The following is a 22,922-nucleotide window of genomic DNA, read 5'->3' as shown; positions in this document are numbered from 1 at the left end:
CAGGCATCTCTACCTGTGCTGATGGAACGATTCGCGTACGTATCACCTCGACCACGAGGTTTTCGCATGATTCACCGCAGCCTCGCCTGCGGCGCCGTCAAGGCCGTGCTTGGGCTCGGAGCCAATCTCGGCGATCCGGCGGACACTTTTCGCAAGGCCGCGAAGGCCATCGCGAATGTGGACGGTGTCACCGTAACCGCCGCCGCTCCGCTTTATGTGAGCCGGCCATGGGGAAAGACCGACCAGCCCGATTTCACCAATTCGGCGCTTCTGATCGAGACGCAGCTGAGCCCGCGGCGGCTGCTTGCGGCCCTTCTCGACGTTGAGAAGGAGCTCGGCCGCATCCGTGCCGAACATTGGGGGCCGCGGGTCATCGATATCGACATTCTCGTCTACGGCGAAGAGCTCCTCGCCGAGCCGGAGCTGTCGATCCCGCACCCGCATCTGACGGAACGAAGCTTTGCCCTAAAGCCGCTCGTCGATCTTTGGCCGACGGCGAAGATCGGCGAACGTCCGGCGAGCGAGATTTTGACGCGGCTCGATCTTTCCGATCTCACCCCGGCAGGCCCCGGCAACTGGCATCGCGAGCCCGTGCGACGGAATTGATGCGACGCGACTGATGTGGCGCACCTGACTGACTAGCAACCTCGTCTGCCGCCTATCAGCCGCGAAACAGTTGTTGCACGAAAAAGGCCTCCCCCTCGGATGAGGGAGAGGCCGATCAAACCCAGCGGCGTCTCGGCGATTAAAGCCCGAGACCGCCGATGCAGACGTATTTGATCTCCAGATAATCGTCGATGCCGTATTTGGAGCCTTCGCGACCAAGGCCTGATTCCTTGACCCCGCCGAAGGGAGCGACCTCCGTCGTGATAACGCCTTCGTTGACGCCGACGAGGCCATAATCGAGCCCTTCTGAGACGCGGAAGGCGCGGCCGAGATCCTGCGTATAGAAATAGCAGGCGAGACCGTATTCCGTGTCATTGGCCAGCGCGACCGCCTCTTCCTCCGTCTCGAATTTGAAGAGCGGCGAGACAGGGCCAAAGATCTCTTCCTTGGAGAAGCGCATCTCAGGCTTCGCATCGGCGATCACGGTCGGCTCGAAGAACGTGCCGCCGAGTTCGTGCCGCTTGCCGCCCGCGATAACCTTGCCGCCCTTGTCGACGGCATCGCCGATAAGCTCTTCGACCTTGGCCACCGCATTGTCGTCGATGAGCGGGCCCTGCTGCGTCCCCTCTTCGAGACCGGAGCCGACTTTCAGGCCCTTGGCGGCTTCGGCGAACTTCTCGGCGAAACGGTCGTAGATGCCGGCCTGGACGTAGAAGCGGTTGGTGCAGACGCAGGTCTGGCCGGAATTCCTGAACTTAGCGGCAATGCCGCCGGCGACCGCGCGGTCGATATCGGCATCATCGAAGACCAGGAACGGCGCGTTGCCGCCGAGCTCCATCGAAACCTTCTTCACCGTGTCGGCCGACTGGCGGATCAGAACCTTGCCGACATCGGTGGAGCCGGTGAAGGTGACTTTTCGGACCTTCGGGCTTTCCATGAGCGCTGCACCGATATCCTTGGCGGAGCCGGTGACGACGTTGACCACGCCTTTCGGAATGCCGACCTCTTCGCAGAGCGCACCCCAGGCAAGGCCCGAATAAGGCGTCTGCGTCGCCGGCTTGACGACGGCCGTGCAGCCTGCAGCGATCGCCGGGCCGATCTTGCGCGACAGCATGGAGGAAGGGAAGTTCCACGGCGTGATGGCGCCGATGACGCCGACCGGCTGCTTCGTCACCATGATGCGGCGGTCTTTCCACGGAGACGGAATGAGATCGCCATAGATGCGGCGCGCCTCTTCCGCGAACCACAGGACATAGGCGGCGCTCATGCCGACCTCGCCCTTCGATTCCGTCAAAGGCTTGCCCTGCTCCAGAGTGAGGAGCTCGGCGAGCGCATCCTGATTGTCCATGATCGCGTCGTGCAGGGCGCGCAAAAGCTTGGCGCGCTCGTCGGCGCTCGTCTTCTTGAAGCTCTCGAAGGCCTCAGCAGCCGCCTCGATGGCGCGCTCGGTCTCTGCCTTGCCGCATTTCGGGATGGTGCCGATCGTCTCGCCGGTCGCCGGGTTGGTGACGTCGATCGTCTCGCCGGAATCGGCTCCGACCCATTCCTCGCCGATCAGATTGGCTTCGCGTTTCCAATAATGCGTCTTCTGCAGCATGCCTCACTCCCGTTCATTTCATTCGATGCTGGCGATCGCCCGAACCGTGGCAATCACCGCGTCATCCATTTCAATTCCCTTCTCTTCCGCCTCCGCCCGAAGCGCCTGGCGCCTCGCGCCCGGCACACGGGCGGGAGGATCGGCCTCGATCATCGCCGCCAGATCGCCGAAACGGCCAATGGCGTCGGCGCCGAAGGCCGCAGGATCGATGGCGATGATCAGCTGACCGGTGTTCGGAGGGCCGCCCTCGGCGTCGAAGAAGGAACTCGCCTCGCTCGCATAATTGGCGCCGTTGAGCCCGGCGGCAAGCATCTCCACCATAAGAGCGAGCGCCGTCCCCTTGGCTCCGCCGAGCGGCGCCATCGTGCCGGCAAGCGCCTCGACCGGATCGGTCGTCGGCTTGCCCGCCGCATCGAAGGCCCAGCCCGCAGGGATCTCCTCGCCCCTTTGCTTGGCCGCCATCACCTTGCCGCGCGCCACCTGCGACAGCGACAAATCGACGACAACCGGGCCGGCATCCTTGCGGGGGGCCGCAAAGGCGATCGGATTGGTGCCGTAAAGACGGCTGCGCCCACCCCAGGGGGCCATGGCGCCCGGCGCGTTGGCGAACATGAGAGCCACGAGCCCGGCTTCGGCGAAGGCTTCGACCGTCACGCCCATGGCGCCACAATGGCTGGAGCGCTTAATCCCCGCCATCGCCAGCCCTTGGCTGCGCGCAAGCGGCGGCAGTTCGGCGAGCGCCAGATCGAGCGCGGGATAGGCGAAGCCGTGCGCCGCATCGACGGAGAGCGTGGCCGGGCGGACGATTTCGGCCTTCGGCACCGCAAAGCCGTCGATTTTGCCGGCGCGCGCCTGCGCCGAATAGGCCTCGACGCGACGCAGGCCGTGGCTCGTCTGGCCGCAGGCTTCGGCCGCCACGAGCGCGCCGGCGACGGATGCGGCGTTTTCGGGGCTCACACGCGAGACGGTCAAGGCGGCCTCTACAAGATGCCGCAGTTCGCCGAGGCGCATCTGTGTCACTTGCGGCCCTCGAGATGATTGATGACCGCATCAGCGATGACACGACCGACGCGCAGGTTCGATTCCGTGGTGAGGCCCGCAATATGGGGCGTCAAAACCACGTTCGGCAGATCCGCAAAGACGGCCCCCGCTTCGGCCGTCAGGGGCTCGGTCTCAAAGACATCGAGTGCGGCACCGCCCAATCTGCCCTCCCGCAAGGCCGCAACCAGCGCCGTCTCATCGACGATGCCGCCGCGTGCGGCGTTGATCAGGATCGCGCCAGGCTTCATGCGGGCAAGCGCGGCCGCATCGATGAGATAGCGCGTCTCGTCCGTCAGCGGCACATGCAGGCTGACGACGTCGGCCTCCGCGAGAAGCGTTGCAAGGTCGGTGCGCGGCGCCTCGTTCCAGGCAGCGTCAGAGGCCGGGATATGCGGGTCGGTGGCGATGACGTCGAGGCCGAGGGCCTCGGCGCGACGCGCCGTTTCGCGGCCACTCGCGCCGAAACCAATAAGCCCGATCACCTTGCCGCTCGCTTCGCGGCCGCGCATCAGATCTCCGCGCGGCCATTGCCCGGCGGCGACGGCAGACGTGGAGAGATAGGCGCCGCGCAGAAGCAGAAGCGCGGTCGAGATCACGTATTCGGCAACGGAAAGCGCATTCGCCGCGGCGGCCGGATAAACCGCGATCCCGCGCCTGGCGCAGCATTGCGTATCGATGTTGTCGACGCCGACGCCGAGCCGGCCGACGCATTCGAGCGCATCGGCCCCTTCGATCAGATCCGCCCGCACCTCGGTGCGGTTTCGGACGATCAAAGCTCGCGCTTCCGCAAGCGCCGCCTTCAGCGCATCGGGCTTTTCGGCAAGATCGGGGGCGTAAAGGGTGGAGAAGCGAGCGGACAGGCGCGCAACGGCCGCCTCATCCATAAACTCGGAAATGACGATGTCGGACATTTTTCCTGAAACGACCGGGCCTTCGGGAGGAAACGGCAAGCCCATGGCAGAGGCGAGCAGCGGTGATAGCCACCACCGCCGCAGGGATAGATGACGAAGCGGCACCTTGTCCACGAATCTTGTTGAGAGGGCCGCGTCGCCCGGCATACGCAGATCTCGCCGCGCACCGAGAAAGGGGAGGCGCGAGGCGGCGTTCGCTGGGCTTCTCGGATCGCCAAGCCATTCAGATTGCAGAAGGACATGCCTGCTTGCGCGTCAAACCTTGCAGCGGCCGATTTCCTCTTTGACATTGATCAAGGACGCCTTCGACGAAAGCATTAGAAATACCCAAATGGTTCCTGATCTCGTCCGCAAATACGCGGCGCCTGTGCCGCGTTACACCAGTTATCCGACGGCGCCCCACTTCAACGAAGAAGTGGACGGCAAGGTCGCGAAATCCTGGTTGAAAGAGCTCAAGCCCAATACCAGGGCTTCGCTCTACTTCCACATCCCGTTCTGCGACACGCTGTGCTGGTTCTGCGGCTGCACGACCCGGCACGTGCTGCGCTACGATCCGGTGCTGCCGTATCTCAAGACGCTGAAGGACGAATTGAAGCTCGTTGCCGAGCTTGCGCCGGACATCAACGTCGAGGGCGTGCATTGGGGCGGCGGCTCGCCGACTTTGCTGAAGCCGGACGACATCATCGAGCTCGCCTCGGCGATCCGTGAGGCCTTCCCGTCCGCGGCGGATGCCGAGTTCGCGATCGAGATCGATCCACGCGAATTCGACGACGCGCGTGTGGAAGCGCTCGCAAAGGCCGGGTTTACCCGCGCCTCGATCGGCGTGCAGGACTTCGACACCAAGGTGCAGGCCTCCATCAACCGCATGCAGAGCTTCGAGGAGACGGAATCGGCCGTCAATCGGCTGCGTGCTGCTGGCATCCGTTCCATCAACGTCGATCTTGTCTACGGCCTGCCCTATCAAAGCCGTGACAAGCTCGTGCGCACGGTCGAGCAGATCCTGACCCTCAGGCCGGACCGCGTGGCTCTCTTTGGCTATGCGCATGTGCCCTCGGTCATCCCGCGGCAGAAGATGATCCCGACGGACGAGCTGCCTGACGTTCTGGAGCGCTTCGCGCAGGCCAATCGTGCTGCGACGCTCTTCACCGGCGCCGGGTATCAGCGCATCGGCTTCGACCATTTCGCCGTGCCGGAAGATTCCCTTGCCGTGGCCGCGTGGGAGGGTCGCCTCCACCGCAACTTCCAGGGATATACGACGGACGAGGCCGAGGCCCTTATCGGTTTCGGAGCTTCCTCCATCAGCAAGCTCCCGCAGGGCTATCTGCAGAACGAAAAAACGACCCGTCGCTACGCGGCCGAGATCGAAAAGGGTGAGCTGGCAACCGTTCGCGGTTTCGAGCTTTCTCAGGCCGACCGGGTTCGGGCCTTCGTGATCGAGCGTCTGTTGTGCGACTTTGCCTTCTCGGCCGGGACCTTGAAAGCGCATTTCGGTGCGCTTGCCGATCCCGTCATCAATGACGCGCGCTATTTCGCGGAATCGGACCCCGATGGGCTCTTCTCACGGGTCGGCGATCGCTTCGTCGTCACCGATCGGGGCAGGCCCTTCGTGCGTAGCGTTGCAGCTTCTTTCGACGCTTATCTCGGGACGCGTGCGGCCACGCATTCGACTGCCGTTTAGAGCCGACCTGGCACGGGCAGAGCCGCCAATGGCGGCTTCTGTGCCGGTGCCGTCGCCGGCAGTCGCGGCCGCTCGGGGGCGTGTTTCGGGGTGAGCGTCGAAAGAGCCTCATCGATCAGCCATAGATGCGATGCGAGATGCGATTCGAGCCGGCCGAATGATGGATGGTCCGAGTGGGCCGGACCAGATTTTAAAAGCTCGGGCATCGCAAAGCGATCACGCGCCTGCGTGAGACAAGCTCAGCGCGAGCGGCGTATCCCCGTGAAAGCAGCGATCAGTGTGACCTCGATATGATCGTCGGTGGGATTTCGGCCACGGTCAGCTAAAGCTCTGCGACCTCATCGGCCTCGTCAGGCTCCTCGACGTCGTCGTCCATATCGGCGACAGGCGCCGGCACAGCCTTTTTCGCCTTCGACTTCTTCTTTGGCGCCTTGACCTCATCGACCTCAGGGGGCGTGCCGGCGGCCTTGAGAGCGGCACTCTTCGTCACACGCTTCTTCGCGGTCTTTCGGGCACCCTTTTTGGGCGCGTTTTCCGCCGCCTCCTTCGCCAATCCGGCGTCGTCGGCCTCTTTGGCGAGGCGCTGCGCCCGCAACCGCTCGGTCTTCTGGCGCGCCGCGTTCAGTTCGGCGTCGATCACAGCCTTCGCTGCGGCAGTGGTCGCATCGGCCTTGTCGCGGCGCAGCTTGACGCTGTCACCTTTGCCTTGTGTTTTTGTAGACATCGGCATCACCCTTGATTTGTGGGCGGCGTGGACTCGGCATCGTCGGCGTCAGATGGATTCGCGCCAGACGAGGAGAGTTCCGCCCCGGCCTCGTCGATGATGCGTTCGATGCGCGCGAGTTGGTCGTCGGTAAGCATGGTATGGGTTCCACGCTGATCGAGCCGCGCCTTCTGGCTTTCGAGAAATTCTCGCTGCGGGACGCTGACGTTATCGCTTGAAAGCGCATGCGCCATCCGAGCCTTGAGCTCGGCCACGTCCTTCACGCTCCTCGCCATAGCGTTCCCCTTTGCGGACTTCCCATGCGTCGACGGCTTCGTCGGCGTTCCCATTTTAGATTATCGCTTGGGCCGGAAAGAGCTGCCCTGTGTCGCACCCTCGGCGAGCGGGCGGAGCAGCATCATATGGCGGGTCGACAAGACGACATCCGGCAGAGTACCGGGTGCACCGAGTCTGACTTCTTTGGTGGCGAGAAAATCGGTCTTCTCGAGCACCAGCCGCATCTCCTCGACAGATGCGATATCGTGCTCGATGAGGAGCTTGTCGCCGCTCGACATCGTAACTTCGAAGCGCGCCACAGATTATTTCTTCTGACCGAGCTTGAGAGGCGATCCGCTCGAACCCAGGGAGCCGAGCTCTGACGTCTCCATATATTTCGGGGTGTGCTTGGCGCCCTTTTCTTTGTTCTTCGGCTTTTTAGTTTCCTTAGAACCGCGCACCTGCCCTTTTGCCATGAAATTTATCCTCTCCGAACCGGGTTGCACATCGTGCGCCGTTCAGGCTTTGAGCGGGAGCGGCAGACGCGGAAAGCCGGCCTTGGTTCGAAAGGACCGTCTCCGGGCCTGAGACATGCGCCATTAAAGGCGCGACAACTGACTTTCCTGGACGACGCGCTGCTGCGAACTCACCGTGCTTTGTACGCGGTACTGGCAATCGCCATGTTCCTCGGGCAGCAAAGCCAGGATTTTGTACACGCCGGCAACACCTGGGCCGACGGTCTTTTGCGACAGGCGGACCGTCTGGCCCACCTTGAATGAATGGCTGGTCATATTCCCTCCGCCGTACGGCATGGGAACAGGAGGCGCAGGCGAGCCTGCGCCTCCTGAAAAATCAGGCGTGCTGCAGATTCGTTGCAGCTTCCTTGCCGGAGCGGCGATCCGCCTCAACGTCGAAGGAAACGCGCTGACCTTCGACGAGGCCGCGCATGCCGGCACGCTCGAGAGCCGTGGCATGGACGAACACGTCCTTGCCGCCGTCCTCCGGCTGGATGAAGCCATAACCCTTTTGGGAATTGTAGAATTTTACGGTACCAACCGCCATGGAATGTTCCTTTCGCAGAACGCGTATGGGTACACGCGACGCGATATGCGCACGTGTGTGGAAGTCGAGTTTTGGAGGAAGTCTGAACCCGCGCCCGGCGAAACGGGACTTAACGGCCAAAATGTCCGGCCAAAGATCGATGGTTGTTCTTGTAGACTGCAATTGCGGCATTAACAAGAAAAACTGCGCCCCAACGCGTCCAAACCCCGGAACTCTCCAAAATGCCGGTTGTTGGTAGGTGAGACTGCATGGTCGCGGCGCTGTCGCTCGCAGGCCGTGCAGCGCAACAGCATGTTTCAAGAGGAGGCCCCATGATGGCCCGTCTCATCGCCGCCGGCGCAGCCACCGCTCTTATCGCCTTCACCGTTGTGGCCCCCGCCGCGGCCCAGGAGAGCTTTCCCGCCTGCCAGTCGCAGCAGAGCCTGCAACAGGTCATCGACAGCAACGGCGATTTGATGCCATCCGACTGCCGCAATCTCAGCATCACGCGCCTCAAGAGCGACAGCGGCTCGCTCTGTCTCATCGATTTTTCCAATGCCGGAGGCGGCGTTGTGCAGGCGTTACGCGATGCGGCCATGCCGGAGAAATGGTGGGTGCGTTGCGATCAGCTCAGCGATATGGGAGGCTGATCGATGTTCTTCGACAGCTGGGGCGACCTCTTCCGCATCCTTATCATCGGCATCCTGGCCTATGGCGGGCTCGTCCTCCTGCTGCGGGCGACCGGCAAGCGCACGCTGTCGAAGATGAACGCCTTCGATTTCATCGTTACGGTGGCTCTCGGCTCGATACTGGCCACCACGCTGTTGTCGAGCGAGGTCTCGTTGAGCGAAGGATTATTCGCCTTCGCTCTCCTGTGCCTTCTGCAATATGCCGTCGCTTACGCGTCGGTCCGCTCGGCGGGTTTTCAATCGCTCGTCAAGGCGGACCCGGCGCTCCTGTTTTTTCGCGGCCGCTTCGTCCAGCCCATACTCAAGAAAGAGCGGGTCACCGAGGAAGAGGTCTACGCGGCCATGCGGGCTGCAGGGATGGCCGACATCGACGCCGTAGCAGCCGTGGTTCTGGAGACCGATGGTTCGATCAGCGTCGTTCCGGCGGCAAACGAGCCGAAAGCGGAAACCGCCACGGCGTCCACGCTGCAACATGTCCAGGGCCGGCAGGAAGCGCGCGCCGAGGCAGGTCTTTCAGCCTGAGCCGCCGGTCCGTTCCGGGCATGCATCGTCGAAGCGGCGACGGGCCTCTTCGACATGCGTCTGGTTTTGCCGCGCCCATGCCGCCAACGCCGTCACCGGCACGAGGAGGTCGCGTCCGAGCTCGGTGAGCTCATATTCCACCTTCGGCGGCACGGTCCCGTAATCGCGGCGCAGCACGAAACCATCGCGTTCCAAAGCGCGCAAAGTGGCCGTCAGCATTTTCTGGGAGATGCCGCCGATCTCGCGCTTCAACTCCCCGAAGCGCAAGGGAGCGTCGCCCAGCAAGGTGATGACGAGCACAGACCATTTGTCGCCAATGCGCGACAGGATCTCACTCACAGGCCGGCAATCAGAGGGGAGGTGACAGATCTGCGGTTTCAAAAAAGTGCCTTCTTGTGGCCCCCGGCGGGCCTGTCCTATCTGACGGTCACCAATGGTAACCAGGAAAGGCCTTATGCGAAAGATAGCAGTGCTCGTAGGCAGCCTAAGGCGCGCCTCCATCAACCGGACCCTCGCTCATGCGCTCGAAAAGCTCGGCAAGGATGAATTCACCTTCATTTATCCGGACCTCAACCTGCCGCTCTACAACGACGACCTGTGGGAGAATCCGCCCGCTTCCGTGCTTGCACTGAAGCGCGATCTCGCCGAGGTGGACGGCATCATCTTCGCCACGCCGGAATTCAACCGCTCGATCCCCGCCGTTCTCAAGAACGCCATCGACTGGGGTTCGCGTCCCTACGGTGAAAGCTCCTGGACCGGCAAACCAATCTCCGTCATCGGCGCATCTCCCGGCCGGATCGGCACCGCCGCCGCACAGGTCGGTCTGCGCAGTGTCCTCGTCACCCAGAACGCCTTCGTCATGGGCCAGCCGGAGGTTTATCTCGCCTTTCCAGAGGGGTTGATCGACGGGGATCTGGCCGTCACCGACGACACCACCCGCGACTTCCTCAAGGAGTACCTTGCCCGTTTCGGCGAGTGGATCGACAAAATGCCGAAGCTCGGCAAGTAGCTCCCGGCTCGAGCTTCAGACTTCGCCTCATACCTCGGTCTGAGGCGCATCGATTTTTCTCCTTCAAGGACGGGACACCCGTCCTTGCCTCTCCTGGCCACACGCCCCCGATAGGCCCTGAGCGAGCCTAACCGGCGCGCTCCGAACGCGGGCACGAACGCGCTGAACGGAGGCGGATGGTGGAAACGGCATCCAGGCCTTATATCGTCACGCGGCCGGCGGCATCTGACCGATCCACCGGCAGGCGCGTGGGCAGGGGCTTTTTATATGTCGGTCGGCAAAGCATCAGAAGCGGTGTTGGTGCTCGACCGGGCCGCAATCGCTGCGGTGATCCTCGGCGTGACCGCCTTTTCGGTCTCCCAGGGCCTCACCTATCCCCTTATTTCGCTGATCATGGCCCATCGAGGTGTCACCGATAGCGTGATCGGGCTCAATGCCGGCGTCTTCAGCCTCGGCCTTGCCGTCTCCACCCTCGCCATCGGACCTTTGACGGCAAGGCTGGCCGGCGACAAGATCATCATCGTGGGCCTTGCCGGCTGCTCCCTCTGCCTCCTCGTCTTCGGCATCACGGACTCGCTTGTCGTCTGGTTTCTCGCCCGCTTCGTGCTCGGGATCTGCGTCAATCTCGTCTTCATGCTGAGCGAAGCCTGGCTCAATGCCGCCTGCCCGGATCATCTGAGAGGACGTATCTCGGGACTTTACGGCGCCGGCATGTGTGCGGGATTTGCCGCCGGCCCCCTCGCCATTCCGTTCTTCGGCAGCGACAGCAGCTTTCCTTTCGCCATCCTTGCCGTCTATCTCGCCATCGTCGCGTTCGCGACGGCCATTCTGAGCCGCCGCGCTCGCACAAGGCCCCAGCCTTCGCCGCCCGGCGCGCTGGTCAAATTCGTACGGTCCGCGCCGGCGCTCGTCGTCATGGTGTTTGCTTTCGGCTTCGCCGATATCGCCGCGATCTCCGTGATGCCGGTCTATTTCGTCAAGACGGGGCATTCGGAAGCCTTTGCCGCAATCGCCGTGACCATGGTCGCGCTGCCCACCGCACTCGCACAGCCGCTCGTCGGCCTGCTTCTCGACCGCCTGCCCCGCCACGGGGTCGCGATCGCCTGTGGCCTCGTTGCCGGCGCCACCTTCCTCATCATCCCGTTTCTGCAATCGGAAGCCGCGATCCTCGCCGTCTTCGCCCTGATGGGTGCCGCAGAATTCGCCCTTTACACCTGCGCGCTCACGCTTCTCGGGGCGCATTATACGGGCGGCCTTCTCGTCGCTGGCAGTGCCGTCTTCGGCCTTTCCTACGCGATCGGGAGCGCGGGAGGGTCGACTGCCACGGCCTCGGCAATGGACATTTTCTCGTCGGCCGGGGCACCGATCACCGCAGGGCTCGTTCTGTTCGTTCTCGTTGCCCTGATGTTGCGCTTGCAGGCCATCCGATGAACCGTTCGCCTCCTGGTGCATTCACGCAGGAGACGCCGGATCGACCGGCCGCAACCAAGGCAACCCGCGTTTCATGCACCCGCTTCGCATCCATGTCGTCTTCAACGCCCATTCCGGCACCGCAGCCGGGTTGACGCCGGCCTCCCTTCGCGAGCGTTTCGCAGCCGCGGGTTTCGACGCCACCATCGACAGCGATACGGCCCGCCCGCTCTCGGAACGCGCCCAGGAGGCCGCATCGTCTCCGGCCGATATCATCGCCGCCGCAGGGGGTGACGGCACCGTCACGGCCGTCGCCTCGGCCCTTCGAGGGCGCGACAAGGTGCTCGCCGTCCTGCCGCTTGGCACAGCCAATCTTCTTGCCCGCGATCTTGCCGTACCGCTCGACATCGAGGAGGCGATCTCGACACTTCGCGACATGCAACCGCGGACGATCGATATCGGCGAGGTGAACGGGCGTCTCTTCCTGCACAAAGTCGTCATCGGCTTCGCACCCGCCGTGGCGGCTGGCCGCGAGCATCTGCGGGACAATCCAGATTTCGGAACACGACTCAGCTTCCTGCGCTTTTTCTGGCGCCGCCTCACCCACCCCCACGATCTGCGCGTCACGCTGCAAAGGGACGGCGCCGACAACACGGAAACGTTGCGCGTCCGCTCCATCGCGGTCGCGAACAATGCCTATGACGAAGAGGTCGGCCGCTTCTTCTCGCGCCGCAGGCTCGATCGCGGGCTTCTGACGATCTATGCCCTGCGCCATCTCGGCCTCTTCGATCTTCTGCGGCTCGTCGTCGGCATGGCGGTAGGGCGCTGGCGCGATGACGAGGCGCTCATCATCCATGAGGCGCGCGACGTGCGGCTGTCGACGCAGCGTCGTCTGGTGCAGGCAATGGTCGACGGCGAAGTCGAGAAAATCCGCCCGCCTCTCGATTTTCGCATTCACCCGCACGCCCTCACGGTGCTCGCCCCGGTCGCTCAACCGGGAGAGACGGCGGACGAGGGCGAGATCGCCTCAGCGCCTCATCATGAGAGGGCGTCCGCATGAGGATCGCACATCTTTCCGATCTCCATTTCGGGCATCATGACCCTCGGCTTGCCGCCTCGCTCCACGAAGATCTCCTCGCCTCGCGGCCCGATCTCGTCGTCGTCAGCGGCGACTTCACCCAGCGCGGCGAGGCCGACGAGTTTGCCGAAGCCGGCGCCTTTCTCGACGCCTTGCCGATGCCGACCTTCTGCGTTCCGGGAAATCACGACGTGCCGGCCGTCAATCTCATCGACCGCTTCCTGACGCCCTACCGGCTCTACAAGAAACACATATCCCGGGATCTGGAGCCGTTCGTGGAGATGGACGGCGTTGCCATTGCGGGCCTCAAGACTTCGCGGCGCATGCGCCTCGGCCTCAATTGGGCGCATGGCTCTTTGAGCCACGAGCAGCTCGATGCGCTCGGCGCCCGCTTCGATGCGGCCGACCCCTCGGCCCTACGCATCGTCGTCGCCCATCATCCGCTGCTTCTGCCCGATCCGCCGATCGACATGCGGCGGGTAAAGCGAGCCGACCTTGCGCTTGAGACCTTCGCAGAACTCGGCGTGCGGCTCGTGCTCTCAGGACATTTCCATATGGCCTATGTCCGCAAGCATGGCGGCCCCGCGGAGGAAACCGAGGGCGAGCCGATCGGCGGGCGCGAGGCCGCGCACGCGCCCATCCTGGTGGCACAGGCCGCAACTTCGATCTCGACACGGTTGCGCGGGGAGCCGAACGCCTACAATTCCATCACCATCGAAGACGGGTCGATCGATATCGCGGTTAGAGCTTGGGACGGTGAAAACTGGCACCAAAGGCCCGCCGATATCTTGCAGAAAGACGATCTTGGGGGCGATCTTGGGGACGCTCCTCGGTCAGAGCTGGAGATGCCGGAAACCAGGCGGCTTCAGGCCGCGACGATCCGCTGAAGGATCGCAGCGACGAGTTTTGCGCGTCCCTCGTCATGGTCGTCGACGGCGAGGACCTCATCGCCGGCCTGGGCGCGCACCAGATCTTCGACGCGTGCATCGATCCTCAGCGCCTCGTCACCGCTCTCGAGCCGGCCGAAGGTCTCATACTCTGCCTGAGGGCGGGCGATCAGAACGTCGAGGCGACGAACGCTTTTGTGGCACCAGAGGCAGAGTTCGTGAAAGGCGGCGGGGTAATGGGGCGCAGCATAAATGCTGGCCAAAAGCACGCATCCATCGACCACGATTACGTCGACCTTGCCGAGAAGCTCTTCGACGGGAGCCCATTGCTCGCCGAGAATGGTGATCTTGTTGGCGATCGCATGCGGTCGACCTTCCCAGATCCGCCTCTTGGTCACCTCGGTCACGAGCTCGCAGGCGATATGACGCCGCTTCAGGTCGGCAAAGAGCCCGGCGGCAAAAGTCGATTTGCCGACGCCCGGACCTCCCAAGATATTGACCACGAGGGTTTCGCGCGAAGCGGAGGCATTCATAGATCGACCTTTCGCGACGAAGCGCTTCGTTCATCTGCCAGCAGACGCAAAGCCATATCTGCCCTCCTCACGGCTTGCAGCACGCAGGCAGGATGCGAGGCTCGGATGCTCAGCTGGACGACTTGCAAAACTCTATCGCTTTGACCCGTTTTCATCGCATCCGATAACCGATGGATCGTCCGCGCGCATCCCCCGGCGGCTGAGATCGGTCTGGTGACACGTGCCGACGCCGGTCGCCTCCCGGATCACGGATGAAAGACGCGACTTTCGAGCGCGGCCCCCCGGGATGGCATAAAGGTGCATATGCCCGAGCCCCTAAAGATTGTAGGACCGTCATGCGATCATTACGAATGCTAGACACGTCTGCGTTGCTGAACAATAATCCTGACGTCTGCGGGATCCGAGCGGGTCGGTGAGCGGGCGGCGGAAGCGACCAGTCCGGCAAGGGGAAAAGCAGTGCCCGGAATGAATGAAACGAAGGTGGGGGACGACGAATTCCGCGTTCCGCGCCCGGCGGCGACTTTGCGCCACAGCGTCACGGAAAGCATCCGTCAGGCCATTGCGGCCGGGCGGTTCCGACCGGGTGAGCGCATGCCGGAGCGCGATTTGTGCGAGATGACGGGCGTCAGCCGAACGCTCGTGCGCGAGGCCCTTCGCCAGCTCGAATCGGAAGGCCTCATCGAGGTCATCGCCCATAAGGGACCGGTGGTCTCTCGGATCACCGCGGCCCAGGCGATCGGCGTTTATCAGGTGCGCGAAGTGCTCGAAGGCCTGGCCGCCGAGCTCTTTGCCGAGCATGCGACGGATAACGACCGCGAGGCGCTGAAAGCCGCATTCGAGGAGGTCAAGAAGGCCGATATCGCGGCGACACGTATCGCGCTGAAGAACAAGTTCTACGATTGCCTGGTCGTCGGAACCGGCAACGAAGCTTTGGGCAAGACCCTCTATATGCTCAATGCGCGCACCATGCTGTTGCGGGCGCAATCGCTGCAGGCCCCCAATCGCTGGCAGCAAAGTTTGAGCGAGCTGCAGAACCTCCTCGACGCGCTCGATCGCCGCGATGCTGCTGGAGCGAAGGCGATCGCCACGGACCATGTGCGGCGCGCCGCGGCGGCGGCCATGCATACGTTTTCCATGGATACGCGCGATAAGAAGCGTCGCGCCTGAAGGCTTGGTTTTCACGCCAGACGCACCCCGCCCGACAGAGCTCGCCGGCATCGCCTGCGACCGAGACTACATGTTCTGCGTGCTCCAATCAGGACACGCAGGAGGCGCGACCAATCACTAATAATATTGTATTACGGTATTAAGACCGATAAAGTGGCTCCGCTTGCGGGTTCCCGCGACGGCGTCGGACGAGGCCGCTGCCGGCAAAATCCCGCCATCGCAACGAATAATCGGCAGGCTGTCGAGCCGCCAATCGTGGAGGAATATCTTGAGCGACAAAATCGGCTTCATCGGTCTTGGAAATATGGGCGTCCCGATGGCTGGGCGCCTCTTGGACGCCGGCAACCCGCTCGTCGTTTATGATGCACGCGAAAGTGCAATCTCACCCTTTGTGGAGCGCGGAGCGAAGGCGGCAAACTCGGCGGCCGATCTCGCCTCTCAGGTCGACACTGTCTTCCTGTCGCTTCCGACACCGCCGATCGTGGAGGCCGTGGCCTTTGGCGACAAAGGGCTCGCGGAAGGAAGCCAGGTGAAGCGGATCGTGGATCTGTCCACGACGGGTCCGCAAATGGCGGAAACGCTGGCCAAGAAGATGCAGGACAAAGGCGTAACCTGGCTCGATTCCCCGGTGAGCGGCGGCGTCGGCGGCGCCAAGGCCGGCACCCTCGCCGTCATGTTCTCCGGGCCGAGAGCCGACTACGACAACCTTCTGCCGCAGCTCAAGGCGATCGGAAAGCCGTTCTATGTGAGCGACAAGCCGGGCCTCGCCCAGACGATGAAGCTCGTCAACAATTTGTTATCGGCCGCCGCCATGGCTCTGAGCTCCGAAGCGGTGGCGATGGGTGCGAAGGCCGGGCTGTCGCCGGATGTGATGATCGACGTCATCAATGCCGGCAGCGGCCGCAACACCGCGACCATGCAGAAATTCCCGCAGTCGATCCTGCCGGGCACCTTCGATTACGGCTTTTCCTCCGGGCTCATGTTCAAGGACGTCAAGCTCTTCAACGAGGTCGCCAAGTCGATGGGCCTCAGCCTGCCCGGCTGCGAGACGGTCTTCAATATCTGGCAGGATGCCGTCGACAAGCTCGGCGCGGATTCCGATTTCACCAAGGTGGTGACGCTGACGGAGAAAGCCGCCGGCGTCAGCATGCGCAGCGACGGCGCCACCGGCTGAATTCCGGGAAGGCGCGACGGCTGCACTGGGCGGCGTAGCGCTTTTCTATCTGCATAAAGTACACTTCTGCGAAGACAGCGCGCGCGGAAAGCGCACGCTGTCGCTTGCAAAATTGGTCTGAAATATTCTGATCATACAATCATATTGACTTGGGCTGGGGCCTATGATCAGCTCACTTCAGGTTCCGCCGCTGAACGAGCGGAAAAAGTGATCACCAGGGAGGACACCATGAAAACCACCATTCTCACAGCTCTCGCGATGAGCCTCTTGGCCAGCACGGCCATGGCGCAATCGGAGTGCCAGTCCGGCGAAACTCTGATCAAATACAGCCATGTGAGCGCTCCGACCGGCAATCCGAAGGGCGAGATGGCCACCGCGCTGGCCAAGCGGGTCAACGAAGAGATGGACGGGCAGCTTTGCATCCAGGTCTATCCGAGCTCGCAGCTCTACAATGACGACGAAGTGATGGAAGCGCTGGCGATCGGCGACGTCCAGCTCGCCTCGCCCGACATCGGCAAGCTCGGCGCCTACACGGCCAAGCTCGACGTCTTCAATCTGCCGTTCCTGTTTGAGGATACCGATGCGGTGTCGCGCTTCACCCATAGCGAGACGGGCGACGAACTCCTGAAGTCCATGAGCGACAACGGCTTCGTCGGCCTCGCCTATGTCTATAACGGCCTGCGCGCCTTTTCGGCGAACCGGCCCCTGATCGAGCCGTCCGACCTCAACGGCCTCAAGATCCGTGCGACCACCTCCGACGTCTCGATCGCCATGATCAAGGCCCTCGGCGCCAATCCGCAGCCGCTCGCCTGGAGTGAGGCCTTCGGTGCCTTGCAGACCGGCGTCGTCGACGGGCAGGAAAACACCTGGTCGAACATCTACACCGGCAAGCTCTACGAGGTGCAGGACGGGGTGACGGAGACCAACCACCAGTTCCTCACCTACATTCTCGTCACCTCAGCGGACTTCCTCGACAGCCTGGATGACGATGTGCGCGAGAAGTTCCTCGGTATCGTCGGCGAGATCAGCGACGAGTACAACGAGAAGGCCACGGCCATCAACGAAGAGAGCAAAAAGCGCATCGAGGAAGCCGGCGTCACCGTGCGCACGCTCACTCCGGAACAGCGGCAGAAATGGGTCGATGCCGTGAAACCCGTCTGGGAAGAGTTCGAAGACGGGATCGGCAAGGATGTGATCGAGGCCGCAGTCGCGTCCAACAAATCCTGAACGCAGGCTCTGCCGGGCCCGCGAGCGCGGTGACGGCTGACACGCCGTCGCCGCCCACGCCCTCCGTGCGTCCGGCCGGACCGCTCGCCATTGAAACTCCCTTCGTCGCTTTTGGCGAAGGGCCGCGAGGATCCAACCCCTGAAGGATGGAAGATGAGCAGTTTCGGCCGACGCGTCGACCGCTTCGAGCGCAGCGTCATTGCAATCTTGATGGCAGCGATGACAGTCACCTCCTTTACGCAGGTCATCGCCCGCTACGTTTTCAATACGGGCTGGCTCGGTGCGCTCGATTTCGCGCGCATCCTGTTCGCCTGGCTCATTCTCTTCGGCATGGCCTACGGCGCGAAGATCGGCTCGCATCTGGCAGTCGACACGCTGGTCCGCGCCCTGCCCGCGCGTCTCTTCAAAGCGTTTGCGATCTTCGGGGCACTCTGCGGCGTCGTCTATGCCGCAATCTTCTTCTGGGCCGATTGGCTCCAATTCGTCGGTATCGACGCAAAGGGCGGCGCCTTCCCTTATTGGCTGCGCACCTTTGAAACGGGCATCGGCCTCACCGAGATCCGCTATCCGGACTGGGCGCAGGAGATGTTCGACCTGCCTGCCCGTGTGCATCGCTGGATCGCCTATCTCATCCTACCCCTCGGCCTCTTCCTGTTCGGCTTCCGCTGCCTGCAGGCGCTGATCGAGATCGTCCAGGGCAAGCGCGAGATGATCACCACGGCCATCGAGACGACCGAGCTCATGGATCAGCGTTCCGATCCCGATCACGAGAGCTACGCCGCCGCGCAGGAGCACGCCTCAGAGGCGCCGCACTGGTACGACGACAACAACTCCAAAGACCGGAGGTAAATGATGGTCTCCGGCTTCCTTTTCATTACGGTTCTCGCCCTTCTCTTTGCCGGAGTGCCGGTCGCGCTCGCGCTTGGGCTTTCGAGTGTTTTGACGATCGTCCTCTTCTCCGGCGATTCCATGTCGTCGGTGGCGCTGAAGCTCTTTACGGCCTCGCAGAGCTATACGCTGCTCGCCATCCCCTTCTTCATTCTCGCCTCGTCCTTCATGTCGACGGGTGGCGTGGCGCGCCGCATCATCCGCTTCGCGGTGTCCGCCGTCGGCCATCTCCGCGGCGGCCTCGCGATCGCCTCGGTGATGTCGTGCATGCTGTTTGCCGCGCTCTCCGGCTCTTCGCCCGCAACCGTGGTTGCGATCGGCTCGATCGCCATCGCGAGCATGCGCGAGGTCGGCTACACGAAGGAATTCGCCGCAGGCATCATCTGCAATGCCGGCACGCTCGGCATTCTCATTCCGCCGTCGATCGTCATGGTGGTCTATTGCGCCGCCACCGACGTCTCCGTCAGCCGCATGTTCCTCGCCGGCATTCTACCAGGCACCGTCGCCGGGCTGATGCTCATGGTCGGGGTCTATCTCAACGCGCGCTTCCGCGGCATGCCGAAACTGCCATTCGCCGGCTTGGTGGCCGTGCGCGATGCCTTCCTCGACGCGTCCTGGGGGCTTTTCCTCGTCATCGTCATCCTCGGCGGCATCTATGGCGGCATCTTCACCCCGACCGAGGCGGCAGCTGTCGCGGCGGTCTATTCGTTCCTCGTCGCGATCTTCATCTATCGCGACATGGGTCCGCTTCGGGGCGTGCCGTGGCGCCAGGATGGGGAATCGATCATCGGCGCCGTGCAGCGCAACGCCCTCCTGACGATCACGCGCTTCGTACCGGCCTGTTTCCATCGCGACACCGAGCATGTGCTGGTGGAAGCCGGCAAGGCGACGATCATGCTCATGTTCATCGTCGTCAACGCGATGCTCTTCGCGCACGTGCTGACGGTGGAACGCGTGCCGCAGACGATCACCGAATGGATGATCGGAGCCGGGTTCAACTGGTTCACCTTCCTTCTGGCGCTCAACATCCTGCTGCTCATCGGCGGCCAGTTCATGGAGCCGTCGGGCCTCCTCTTGATCGTCGTGCCGGTTGTGTTCCCGGTGGCGATGGAGCTCGGCGTCGACCCGATCCATCTCGGCATCATGATTGTCGTCAACATGGAGATCGGGCTGATCAGCCCGCCGATCGGCCTCAATCTCTTCGTCACGGCGAGCGTCGCCAGGATGAGCGTCGTGCAGGTGACCAAGGCTGCGGCCCCCTTCATCGGCATCATGCTCATCTTCCTCATGATCGCGACCTACGTGCCGGGGCTGTCGACGATTCTGCCGTACTCGCTGATGGGCCCGGAGCCGAAGAGCTTCACGCATGGCCTCAAATGAGGCGTGCGGCCCCACCGCTCAACGAACGACCCGCCCAGGCGGGAGACCAGGCCGGACGAAACGGCCGACATCAAGGAGAGGAGAAATATGGAGATCAGACGTCTTGGAACTCTGCCGACCCGCAAGGCACCGGCAAAATCCTTCACGGGGAATGTCTGGCAGGACCCGATCATCGAGGCGCCTGAGCCGGCGCTGTTGAAGTCGAACGTGGTCATGTTCGAGCCGGGGTCCCGCACCGCCTGGCACACGCATCCGATGGGGCAGACGCTTTACGTCACCGCCGGCACCGGCCGCATCCAGAAATGGGACGGGCCGATCCAGGAGATCCGGGCCGGCGACGTCATCTGGATCCCACCCGGCGAGAAGCATTGGCATGGTGCGGGTCCCAACACGATGATGACCCACATCTCCATGCAGGAAGGCCATGACGGCGTCGTCGTCGAATGGCTGGAGCACGTCACCGACGAGCAATACGGCGCGTAAAGGCAAGCGGCGCGGCTCAGAAGAGTTCGCGCCGCCTTCTTATGCGCGAGGCTCCGACCAGGCGAGCCGGAGGCCCTGCCCCCCAGCCCGTCTTCGACGACAAGGATACCGAAATGGCTGAATTTCCTGACACGGATTGGATGGCCGCCTTCGCCGACAGGGTCGCCTCAGATCGAGAACTCGCCATCATCGGCGGCAAGTTCGACGTCGATATGGGGATCACCTTCGGCGAGCGCCGCTATGTCTTGCGGGTGCGCCAGGGCAAGATCGAAAAAATCCTGCCGGCCCCCGGCTTCGACGTCCCCACACAGTTTGAGATCCGGGCTCCGATGGAGCTGTGGCAACGCTTTTTGAGCGAGACGCCGCCTCCCCTCTACCACGACATCTTCGCCATGATCATGCGCGTGCCGGAATTCGTTCTCGAAGGCGATACGCTCGTGGCGATGCAGAACGCGCGTGCCCTGCACCGCATGATGGGCCTGATGCAGAAGGTGGGGAAAGAGCATGCCTGAATTCGAACCGATCGTCGGCCGCTATCTCAATGTGGAGATCCAAGGCCGCAACCACCGCATCTACGTGGAAGAGGCCGGCGAGGGCATCCCCCTCCTCTGCCTGCACACGGCCGGGGCGGACAGCCGCCAGTTCCGCCATCTCCTCAACGATGAAGAGGTGACGCGCCGTTTCCGCGTCGTCTCATTCGACATGCCCCGGCACGGCCGTTCCGACCCGCCGGACGAATGGTGGCTGGAATCCTACGAGCTCAAGACGGAAGAGTATCTCGCGACCATCGAAGCCGTATGGAAGGGTCTCAAGCTCGACCGTCCCGTGGTCATGGGCTGCTCGATGGGCGGAGCCATCGTGCTCAGGGTCGCCAGCGACTTCCAGGACGAGATCCGCGGCATCATCGGGCTCGAAAGCGCCGCGCACGCGCCCGGCCGCTATAACGAATTCCTCTTGCATCCGGCCGTGCATGGCGGCGAACTCGTCGCCACCTACACGTTCGGCCTCAACGCGCCGCAAAGCCCCGAAGAGGGCAAGCGCGACAATTGGTGGTACTACGCGCAGTCCGGCCCCGGCGTCTATCGCGGCGACGTCATGTTCTACAGCTTCGATTTCGACGCCCGCGAGCATGTGAAGACGATCGACACCGCCAAGTGCAAGGTGAGCCTTCTCACCGGCAGCTACGATTATTCGTGCACGCCGGCGATGACGGAGAAAGTGGCCGCCGCCATTCCCGGCTGCCGCTACACCGAGATGGAAGGCATGGGCCATTTCCCGATGATCGAGAACTACGCCCTCTTCCGTCAGTATCTTCTGCCGGAACTCGAGGTGATGGAGGCCGACTGACCGCCCTCACCCCGCCCAATGCGGTCAACACGCACAAGAACCGGCCCGCGCCCGACCGAACAACAAGAGCGCGGCCGGTCGGAAGGGAGGAAAGATGACACCTGAACCTTATGAGGTCTACGCGGTCCGCTACGCGCACAATCCGGCCGCGACCGCCGCGCACAATTTCGTCGGCGGCGATCCGCATGACGTGCCAATGCCGCTCGACTACTTCGTCTGGGCAATCAAGGGCAACGGTCGCACCTTCATCGTCGATACCGGCTTCGATCAGGCGATGGCCGAAAAGCGCAAGCGGCAGTTCCTGCGTTCGCCCGGCGAAGGCTTGAAGACGATCGGCATCGATCCCGACGGGATCGAAGACGTCATCATCTCGCATATGCATTACGACCATTGCGGCAATTACGATCTCTTCCCGAATGCGCGCTACCATCTGCAGGATGCGGAGATGGCCTATTCGACAGGCCGCTGCATGTGCCACGGCGCGCTGAAGCTCCCCTTCGAGGAAGAGGACGTGGTGGCGATGGTGCGCAAGGTGTTTGCCGGCCGCGTCAAGTTTCACGACGGCGCCTCGGAGATCGCGCCCGGCATCAGCGTCCACCATGTCGGCGGCCACTCGAAAGGCCTACAGGTGGTGCGCGTGTGGACGCGGCGCGGCTGGCTCGTCGTCGCCTCCGACGCCAGCCATTTCTACGCCAACATGAACGAAGGCCGCGCCTTTCCGGTGCTGCACAGCCTTGCTGAGACGCTTGAGGGCTACGACCGGCTCTGGGAGCTCGCGAGCGATCGCTCGAACGTCATTCCGGGACACGATCCTATCATTCTCGACCGCTATCCGGCGCCGAGTTCTGGCCTTGAGGGCGTCGTCGTGCGCCTCGACGCCGATCCGAAAGAGCCGGCAGGGTAAGAGATCCTCCCCTCTTCCCGAACGGCAAACGGCCTCCCGGAGGAGGCCTCAGACTGCTGACAAAGCCCTGGCGTGAGCCGGGGCTTTTTGATTCAGTGGGCCATGTTGAAGAGCCCGGCCCCTGAGCAGACTGCGATCGAGATGGTGACACTCGATCAATTGGTTCCCAAGGATCACCTGCTTCGCAAGATCGACGCGGTGATCGACTTCTCGTTCATCCATGACCGGGTTGCGGGGCTCTACTGTCCGGATAATGGCCGCCCGGCGCTCGATCCGACCTTGATGTTCAAGGCGCTGTTCCTGGGCTATCTCTTCGGCATCCGCTCTGAGCGCCAGTTGGTGCGCGAGATCGAGGTGAATGTCGCCTATCG

At 63.0% G+C, this 22,922-nt stretch carries 29 protein-coding genes; 18 read left to right on the top strand and 11 right to left on the bottom strand.

All coding sequences use genetic code 11. From position 1 onward, the window contains the following. The first annotated feature begins 66 nt into the window (after positions 1-66). A complete protein-coding gene (folK, locus tag BLP76_RS00140) occupies positions 67-606 on the top strand; it encodes a 2-amino-4-hydroxy-6-hydroxymethyldihydropteridine diphosphokinase (RefSeq protein ID WP_092808886.1) in 540 nt (179 codons plus the stop codon). A gap of 139 nt (positions 607-745) precedes the next feature. On the opposite strand, the gene BLP76_RS00135 is transcribed toward folK, so the two are convergent. From BLP76_RS00135 to BLP76_RS00125, 3 genes are read right to left on the bottom strand one after another with little or no spacing between them, the layout of a single operon-like run. Continuing rightward, positions 746-2,203: an NAD-dependent succinate-semialdehyde dehydrogenase gene (locus BLP76_RS00135; protein WP_092808885.1), complete on the bottom strand. Its 1,458-nt coding sequence runs from the start codon at positions 2,201-2,203 to the stop codon at positions 746-748. 18 nt (positions 2,204-2,221) lie between these two features. Next, positions 2,222-3,214 (bottom strand): Ldh family oxidoreductase, encoded by a 993-nt coding sequence (locus tag BLP76_RS00130; RefSeq protein ID WP_092808884.1) that lies wholly within the window; start codon positions 3,212-3,214, stop codon positions 2,222-2,224. Positions 3,215-3,219: 5 nt separating this feature from the next. Continuing rightward, complete coding sequence (locus BLP76_RS00125) at positions 3,220-4,155, bottom strand: hydroxyacid dehydrogenase (RefSeq protein ID WP_092808883.1); 936 nt, start codon at positions 4,153-4,155, stop codon at positions 3,220-3,222. A gap of 331 nt (positions 4,156-4,486) precedes the next feature. Here BLP76_RS00125 and hemN point away from each other — a divergent pair, with 331 nt between their 5' ends. Next, positions 4,487-5,833, top strand: a complete 1,347-nt coding sequence (gene hemN / locus BLP76_RS00120) for an oxygen-independent coproporphyrinogen III oxidase (RefSeq protein WP_092808882.1) — start codon at positions 4,487-4,489, stop codon at positions 5,831-5,833. A 322-nt stretch (positions 5,834-6,155) separates the two neighbouring features. Here hemN and BLP76_RS00115 read toward each other — a convergent pair whose 3' ends face one another. From BLP76_RS00115 to BLP76_RS00095, 6 genes are all read right to left on the bottom strand, one after another. Continuing rightward, positions 6,156-6,557 (bottom strand): hypothetical protein, encoded by a 402-nt coding sequence (locus BLP76_RS00115; RefSeq protein WP_139163643.1) that lies wholly within the window; start codon positions 6,555-6,557, stop codon positions 6,156-6,158. 5 nt (positions 6,558-6,562) lie between these two features. Further along, complete coding sequence (locus BLP76_RS00110; protein WP_128292083.1) at positions 6,563-6,811, bottom strand: hypothetical protein; 249 nt, start codon at positions 6,809-6,811, stop codon at positions 6,563-6,565. 81 nt (positions 6,812-6,892) lie between these two features. After that, positions 6,893-7,132: a hypothetical protein gene (locus BLP76_RS00105; RefSeq protein ID WP_092808879.1), complete on the bottom strand. Its 240-nt coding sequence runs from the start codon at positions 7,130-7,132 to the stop codon at positions 6,893-6,895. A 3-nt stretch (positions 7,133-7,135) separates the two neighbouring features. Beyond that, positions 7,136-7,288 (bottom strand): hypothetical protein, encoded by a 153-nt coding sequence (locus tag BLP76_RS18685; protein ID WP_170130548.1) that lies wholly within the window; start codon positions 7,286-7,288, stop codon positions 7,136-7,138. 123 nt (positions 7,289-7,411) lie between these two features. Further along, positions 7,412-7,603 (bottom strand): hypothetical protein, encoded by a 192-nt coding sequence (locus tag BLP76_RS00100; protein ID WP_128292082.1) that lies wholly within the window; start codon positions 7,601-7,603, stop codon positions 7,412-7,414. A 61-nt stretch (positions 7,604-7,664) separates the two neighbouring features. Then, entirely contained in the window at positions 7,665-7,874 is a 210-nt protein-coding gene (locus BLP76_RS00095; RefSeq protein ID WP_092808877.1) for a cold-shock protein, read from the bottom strand. Positions 7,875-8,185: 311 nt separating this feature from the next. Between BLP76_RS00095 and BLP76_RS00090 the strand changes: the two genes are divergently transcribed. Together BLP76_RS00090 and BLP76_RS00085 are read left to right on the top strand one after the other, a co-directional pair. Further along, complete coding sequence (locus BLP76_RS00090) at positions 8,186-8,503, top strand: hypothetical protein (protein ID WP_092808876.1); 318 nt, start codon at positions 8,186-8,188, stop codon at positions 8,501-8,503. Positions 8,504-8,506: 3 nt separating this feature from the next. Then, a complete protein-coding gene (locus tag BLP76_RS00085) occupies positions 8,507-9,064 on the top strand; it encodes a DUF421 domain-containing protein (protein WP_092808875.1) in 558 nt (185 codons plus the stop codon). Here the strand turns inward: BLP76_RS00085 and BLP76_RS00080 are convergent. After that, positions 9,056-9,403: a winged helix-turn-helix transcriptional regulator gene (locus BLP76_RS00080; protein ID WP_420867609.1), complete on the bottom strand. Its 348-nt coding sequence runs from the start codon at positions 9,401-9,403 to the stop codon at positions 9,056-9,058. The two genes, BLP76_RS00085 and BLP76_RS00080, sit on opposite strands and share 9 nt — an antisense overlap. Before the next feature lie 115 nt (positions 9,404-9,518). Between BLP76_RS00080 and BLP76_RS00075 the strand changes: the two genes are divergently transcribed. From BLP76_RS00075 to BLP76_RS00060, 4 genes are all read left to right on the top strand, one after another. Further along, positions 9,519-10,073, top strand: coding sequence for an NADPH-dependent FMN reductase (locus BLP76_RS00075; protein ID WP_092808873.1), 555 nt, complete (start codon positions 9,519-9,521; stop codon positions 10,071-10,073). 267 nt (positions 10,074-10,340) lie between these two features. Beyond that, complete coding sequence (locus BLP76_RS00070) at positions 10,341-11,504, top strand: MFS transporter (protein ID WP_092808872.1); 1,164 nt, start codon at positions 10,341-10,343, stop codon at positions 11,502-11,504. Positions 11,505-11,577: 73 nt separating this feature from the next. Then, positions 11,578-12,543, top strand: a complete 966-nt coding sequence (locus BLP76_RS00065) for a diacylglycerol/lipid kinase family protein (protein ID WP_092808871.1) — start codon at positions 11,578-11,580, stop codon at positions 12,541-12,543. After that, positions 12,540-13,448, top strand: a complete 909-nt coding sequence (locus BLP76_RS00060) for a metallophosphoesterase family protein (RefSeq protein WP_092808870.1) — start codon at positions 12,540-12,542, stop codon at positions 13,446-13,448. The genes BLP76_RS00065 and BLP76_RS00060 overlap by 4 nt, the downstream gene beginning before the upstream one ends. On the opposite strand, the gene BLP76_RS00055 is transcribed toward BLP76_RS00060, so the two are convergent. After that, positions 13,427-13,981 (bottom strand): AAA family ATPase, encoded by a 555-nt coding sequence (locus BLP76_RS00055; RefSeq protein ID WP_092808869.1) that lies wholly within the window; start codon positions 13,979-13,981, stop codon positions 13,427-13,429. The two genes, BLP76_RS00060 and BLP76_RS00055, sit on opposite strands and share 22 nt — an antisense overlap. A gap of 465 nt (positions 13,982-14,446) precedes the next feature. Here BLP76_RS00055 and BLP76_RS00050 point away from each other — a divergent pair, with 465 nt between their 5' ends. The 10 genes from BLP76_RS00050 to BLP76_RS00005 all read left to right on the top strand — a co-directional run. Then, the gene (locus BLP76_RS00050; protein WP_092808868.1) at positions 14,447-15,148 is read left to right on the top strand and encodes a GntR family transcriptional regulator; all 702 of its coding nucleotides are present in this window, start codon (positions 14,447-14,449) and stop codon (positions 15,146-15,148) included. Between the two features lie 265 nt (positions 15,149-15,413). Next, positions 15,414-16,322: an NAD(P)-dependent oxidoreductase gene (locus BLP76_RS00045; RefSeq protein WP_092809962.1), complete on the top strand. Its 909-nt coding sequence runs from the start codon at positions 15,414-15,416 to the stop codon at positions 16,320-16,322. A gap of 228 nt (positions 16,323-16,550) precedes the next feature. Then, positions 16,551-17,549: a DctP family TRAP transporter solute-binding subunit gene (locus BLP76_RS00040; RefSeq protein ID WP_092808867.1), complete on the top strand. Its 999-nt coding sequence runs from the start codon at positions 16,551-16,553 to the stop codon at positions 17,547-17,549. Positions 17,550-17,702: 153 nt separating this feature from the next. After that, the gene (locus BLP76_RS00035) at positions 17,703-18,398 is read left to right on the top strand and encodes a TRAP transporter small permease (protein WP_092808866.1); all 696 of its coding nucleotides are present in this window, start codon (positions 17,703-17,705) and stop codon (positions 18,396-18,398) included. A gap of 3 nt (positions 18,399-18,401) precedes the next feature. Beyond that, a complete protein-coding gene (locus BLP76_RS00030) occupies positions 18,402-19,817 on the top strand; it encodes a TRAP transporter large permease (protein WP_092809960.1) in 1,416 nt (471 codons plus the stop codon). 87 nt (positions 19,818-19,904) lie between these two features. After that, positions 19,905-20,300 (top strand): (R)-mandelonitrile lyase, encoded by a 396-nt coding sequence (locus BLP76_RS00025; protein WP_092808865.1) that lies wholly within the window; start codon positions 19,905-19,907, stop codon positions 20,298-20,300. A gap of 113 nt (positions 20,301-20,413) precedes the next feature. Further along, entirely contained in the window at positions 20,414-20,812 is a 399-nt protein-coding gene (locus BLP76_RS00020; RefSeq protein WP_139163642.1) for a hypothetical protein, read from the top strand. Further along, a complete protein-coding gene (locus BLP76_RS00015; protein WP_092808863.1) occupies positions 20,805-21,647 on the top strand; it encodes an alpha/beta fold hydrolase in 843 nt (280 codons plus the stop codon). The genes BLP76_RS00020 and BLP76_RS00015 overlap by 8 nt, the downstream gene beginning before the upstream one ends. A gap of 94 nt (positions 21,648-21,741) precedes the next feature. Further along, complete coding sequence (locus tag BLP76_RS00010; protein ID WP_092808862.1) at positions 21,742-22,551, top strand: N-acyl homoserine lactonase family protein; 810 nt, start codon at positions 21,742-21,744, stop codon at positions 22,549-22,551. A 102-nt stretch (positions 22,552-22,653) separates the two neighbouring features. Next, a partial coding sequence (locus BLP76_RS00005) for a transposase (RefSeq protein WP_139163641.1) occupies positions 22,654-22,922 on the top strand: 269 nt, incomplete at its 3' end.

It is taken from the genome of Afifella marina DSM 2698 (assembly GCF_900102695.1).
In the GTDB taxonomy this organism is placed as follows: Bacteria; Pseudomonadota; Alphaproteobacteria; order Rhizobiales; family Afifellaceae; genus Afifella; species Afifella marina.
Note: the sequence above shows the minus strand (reverse complement) of the source record. Positions and strands in the feature narration are given on the sequence as shown.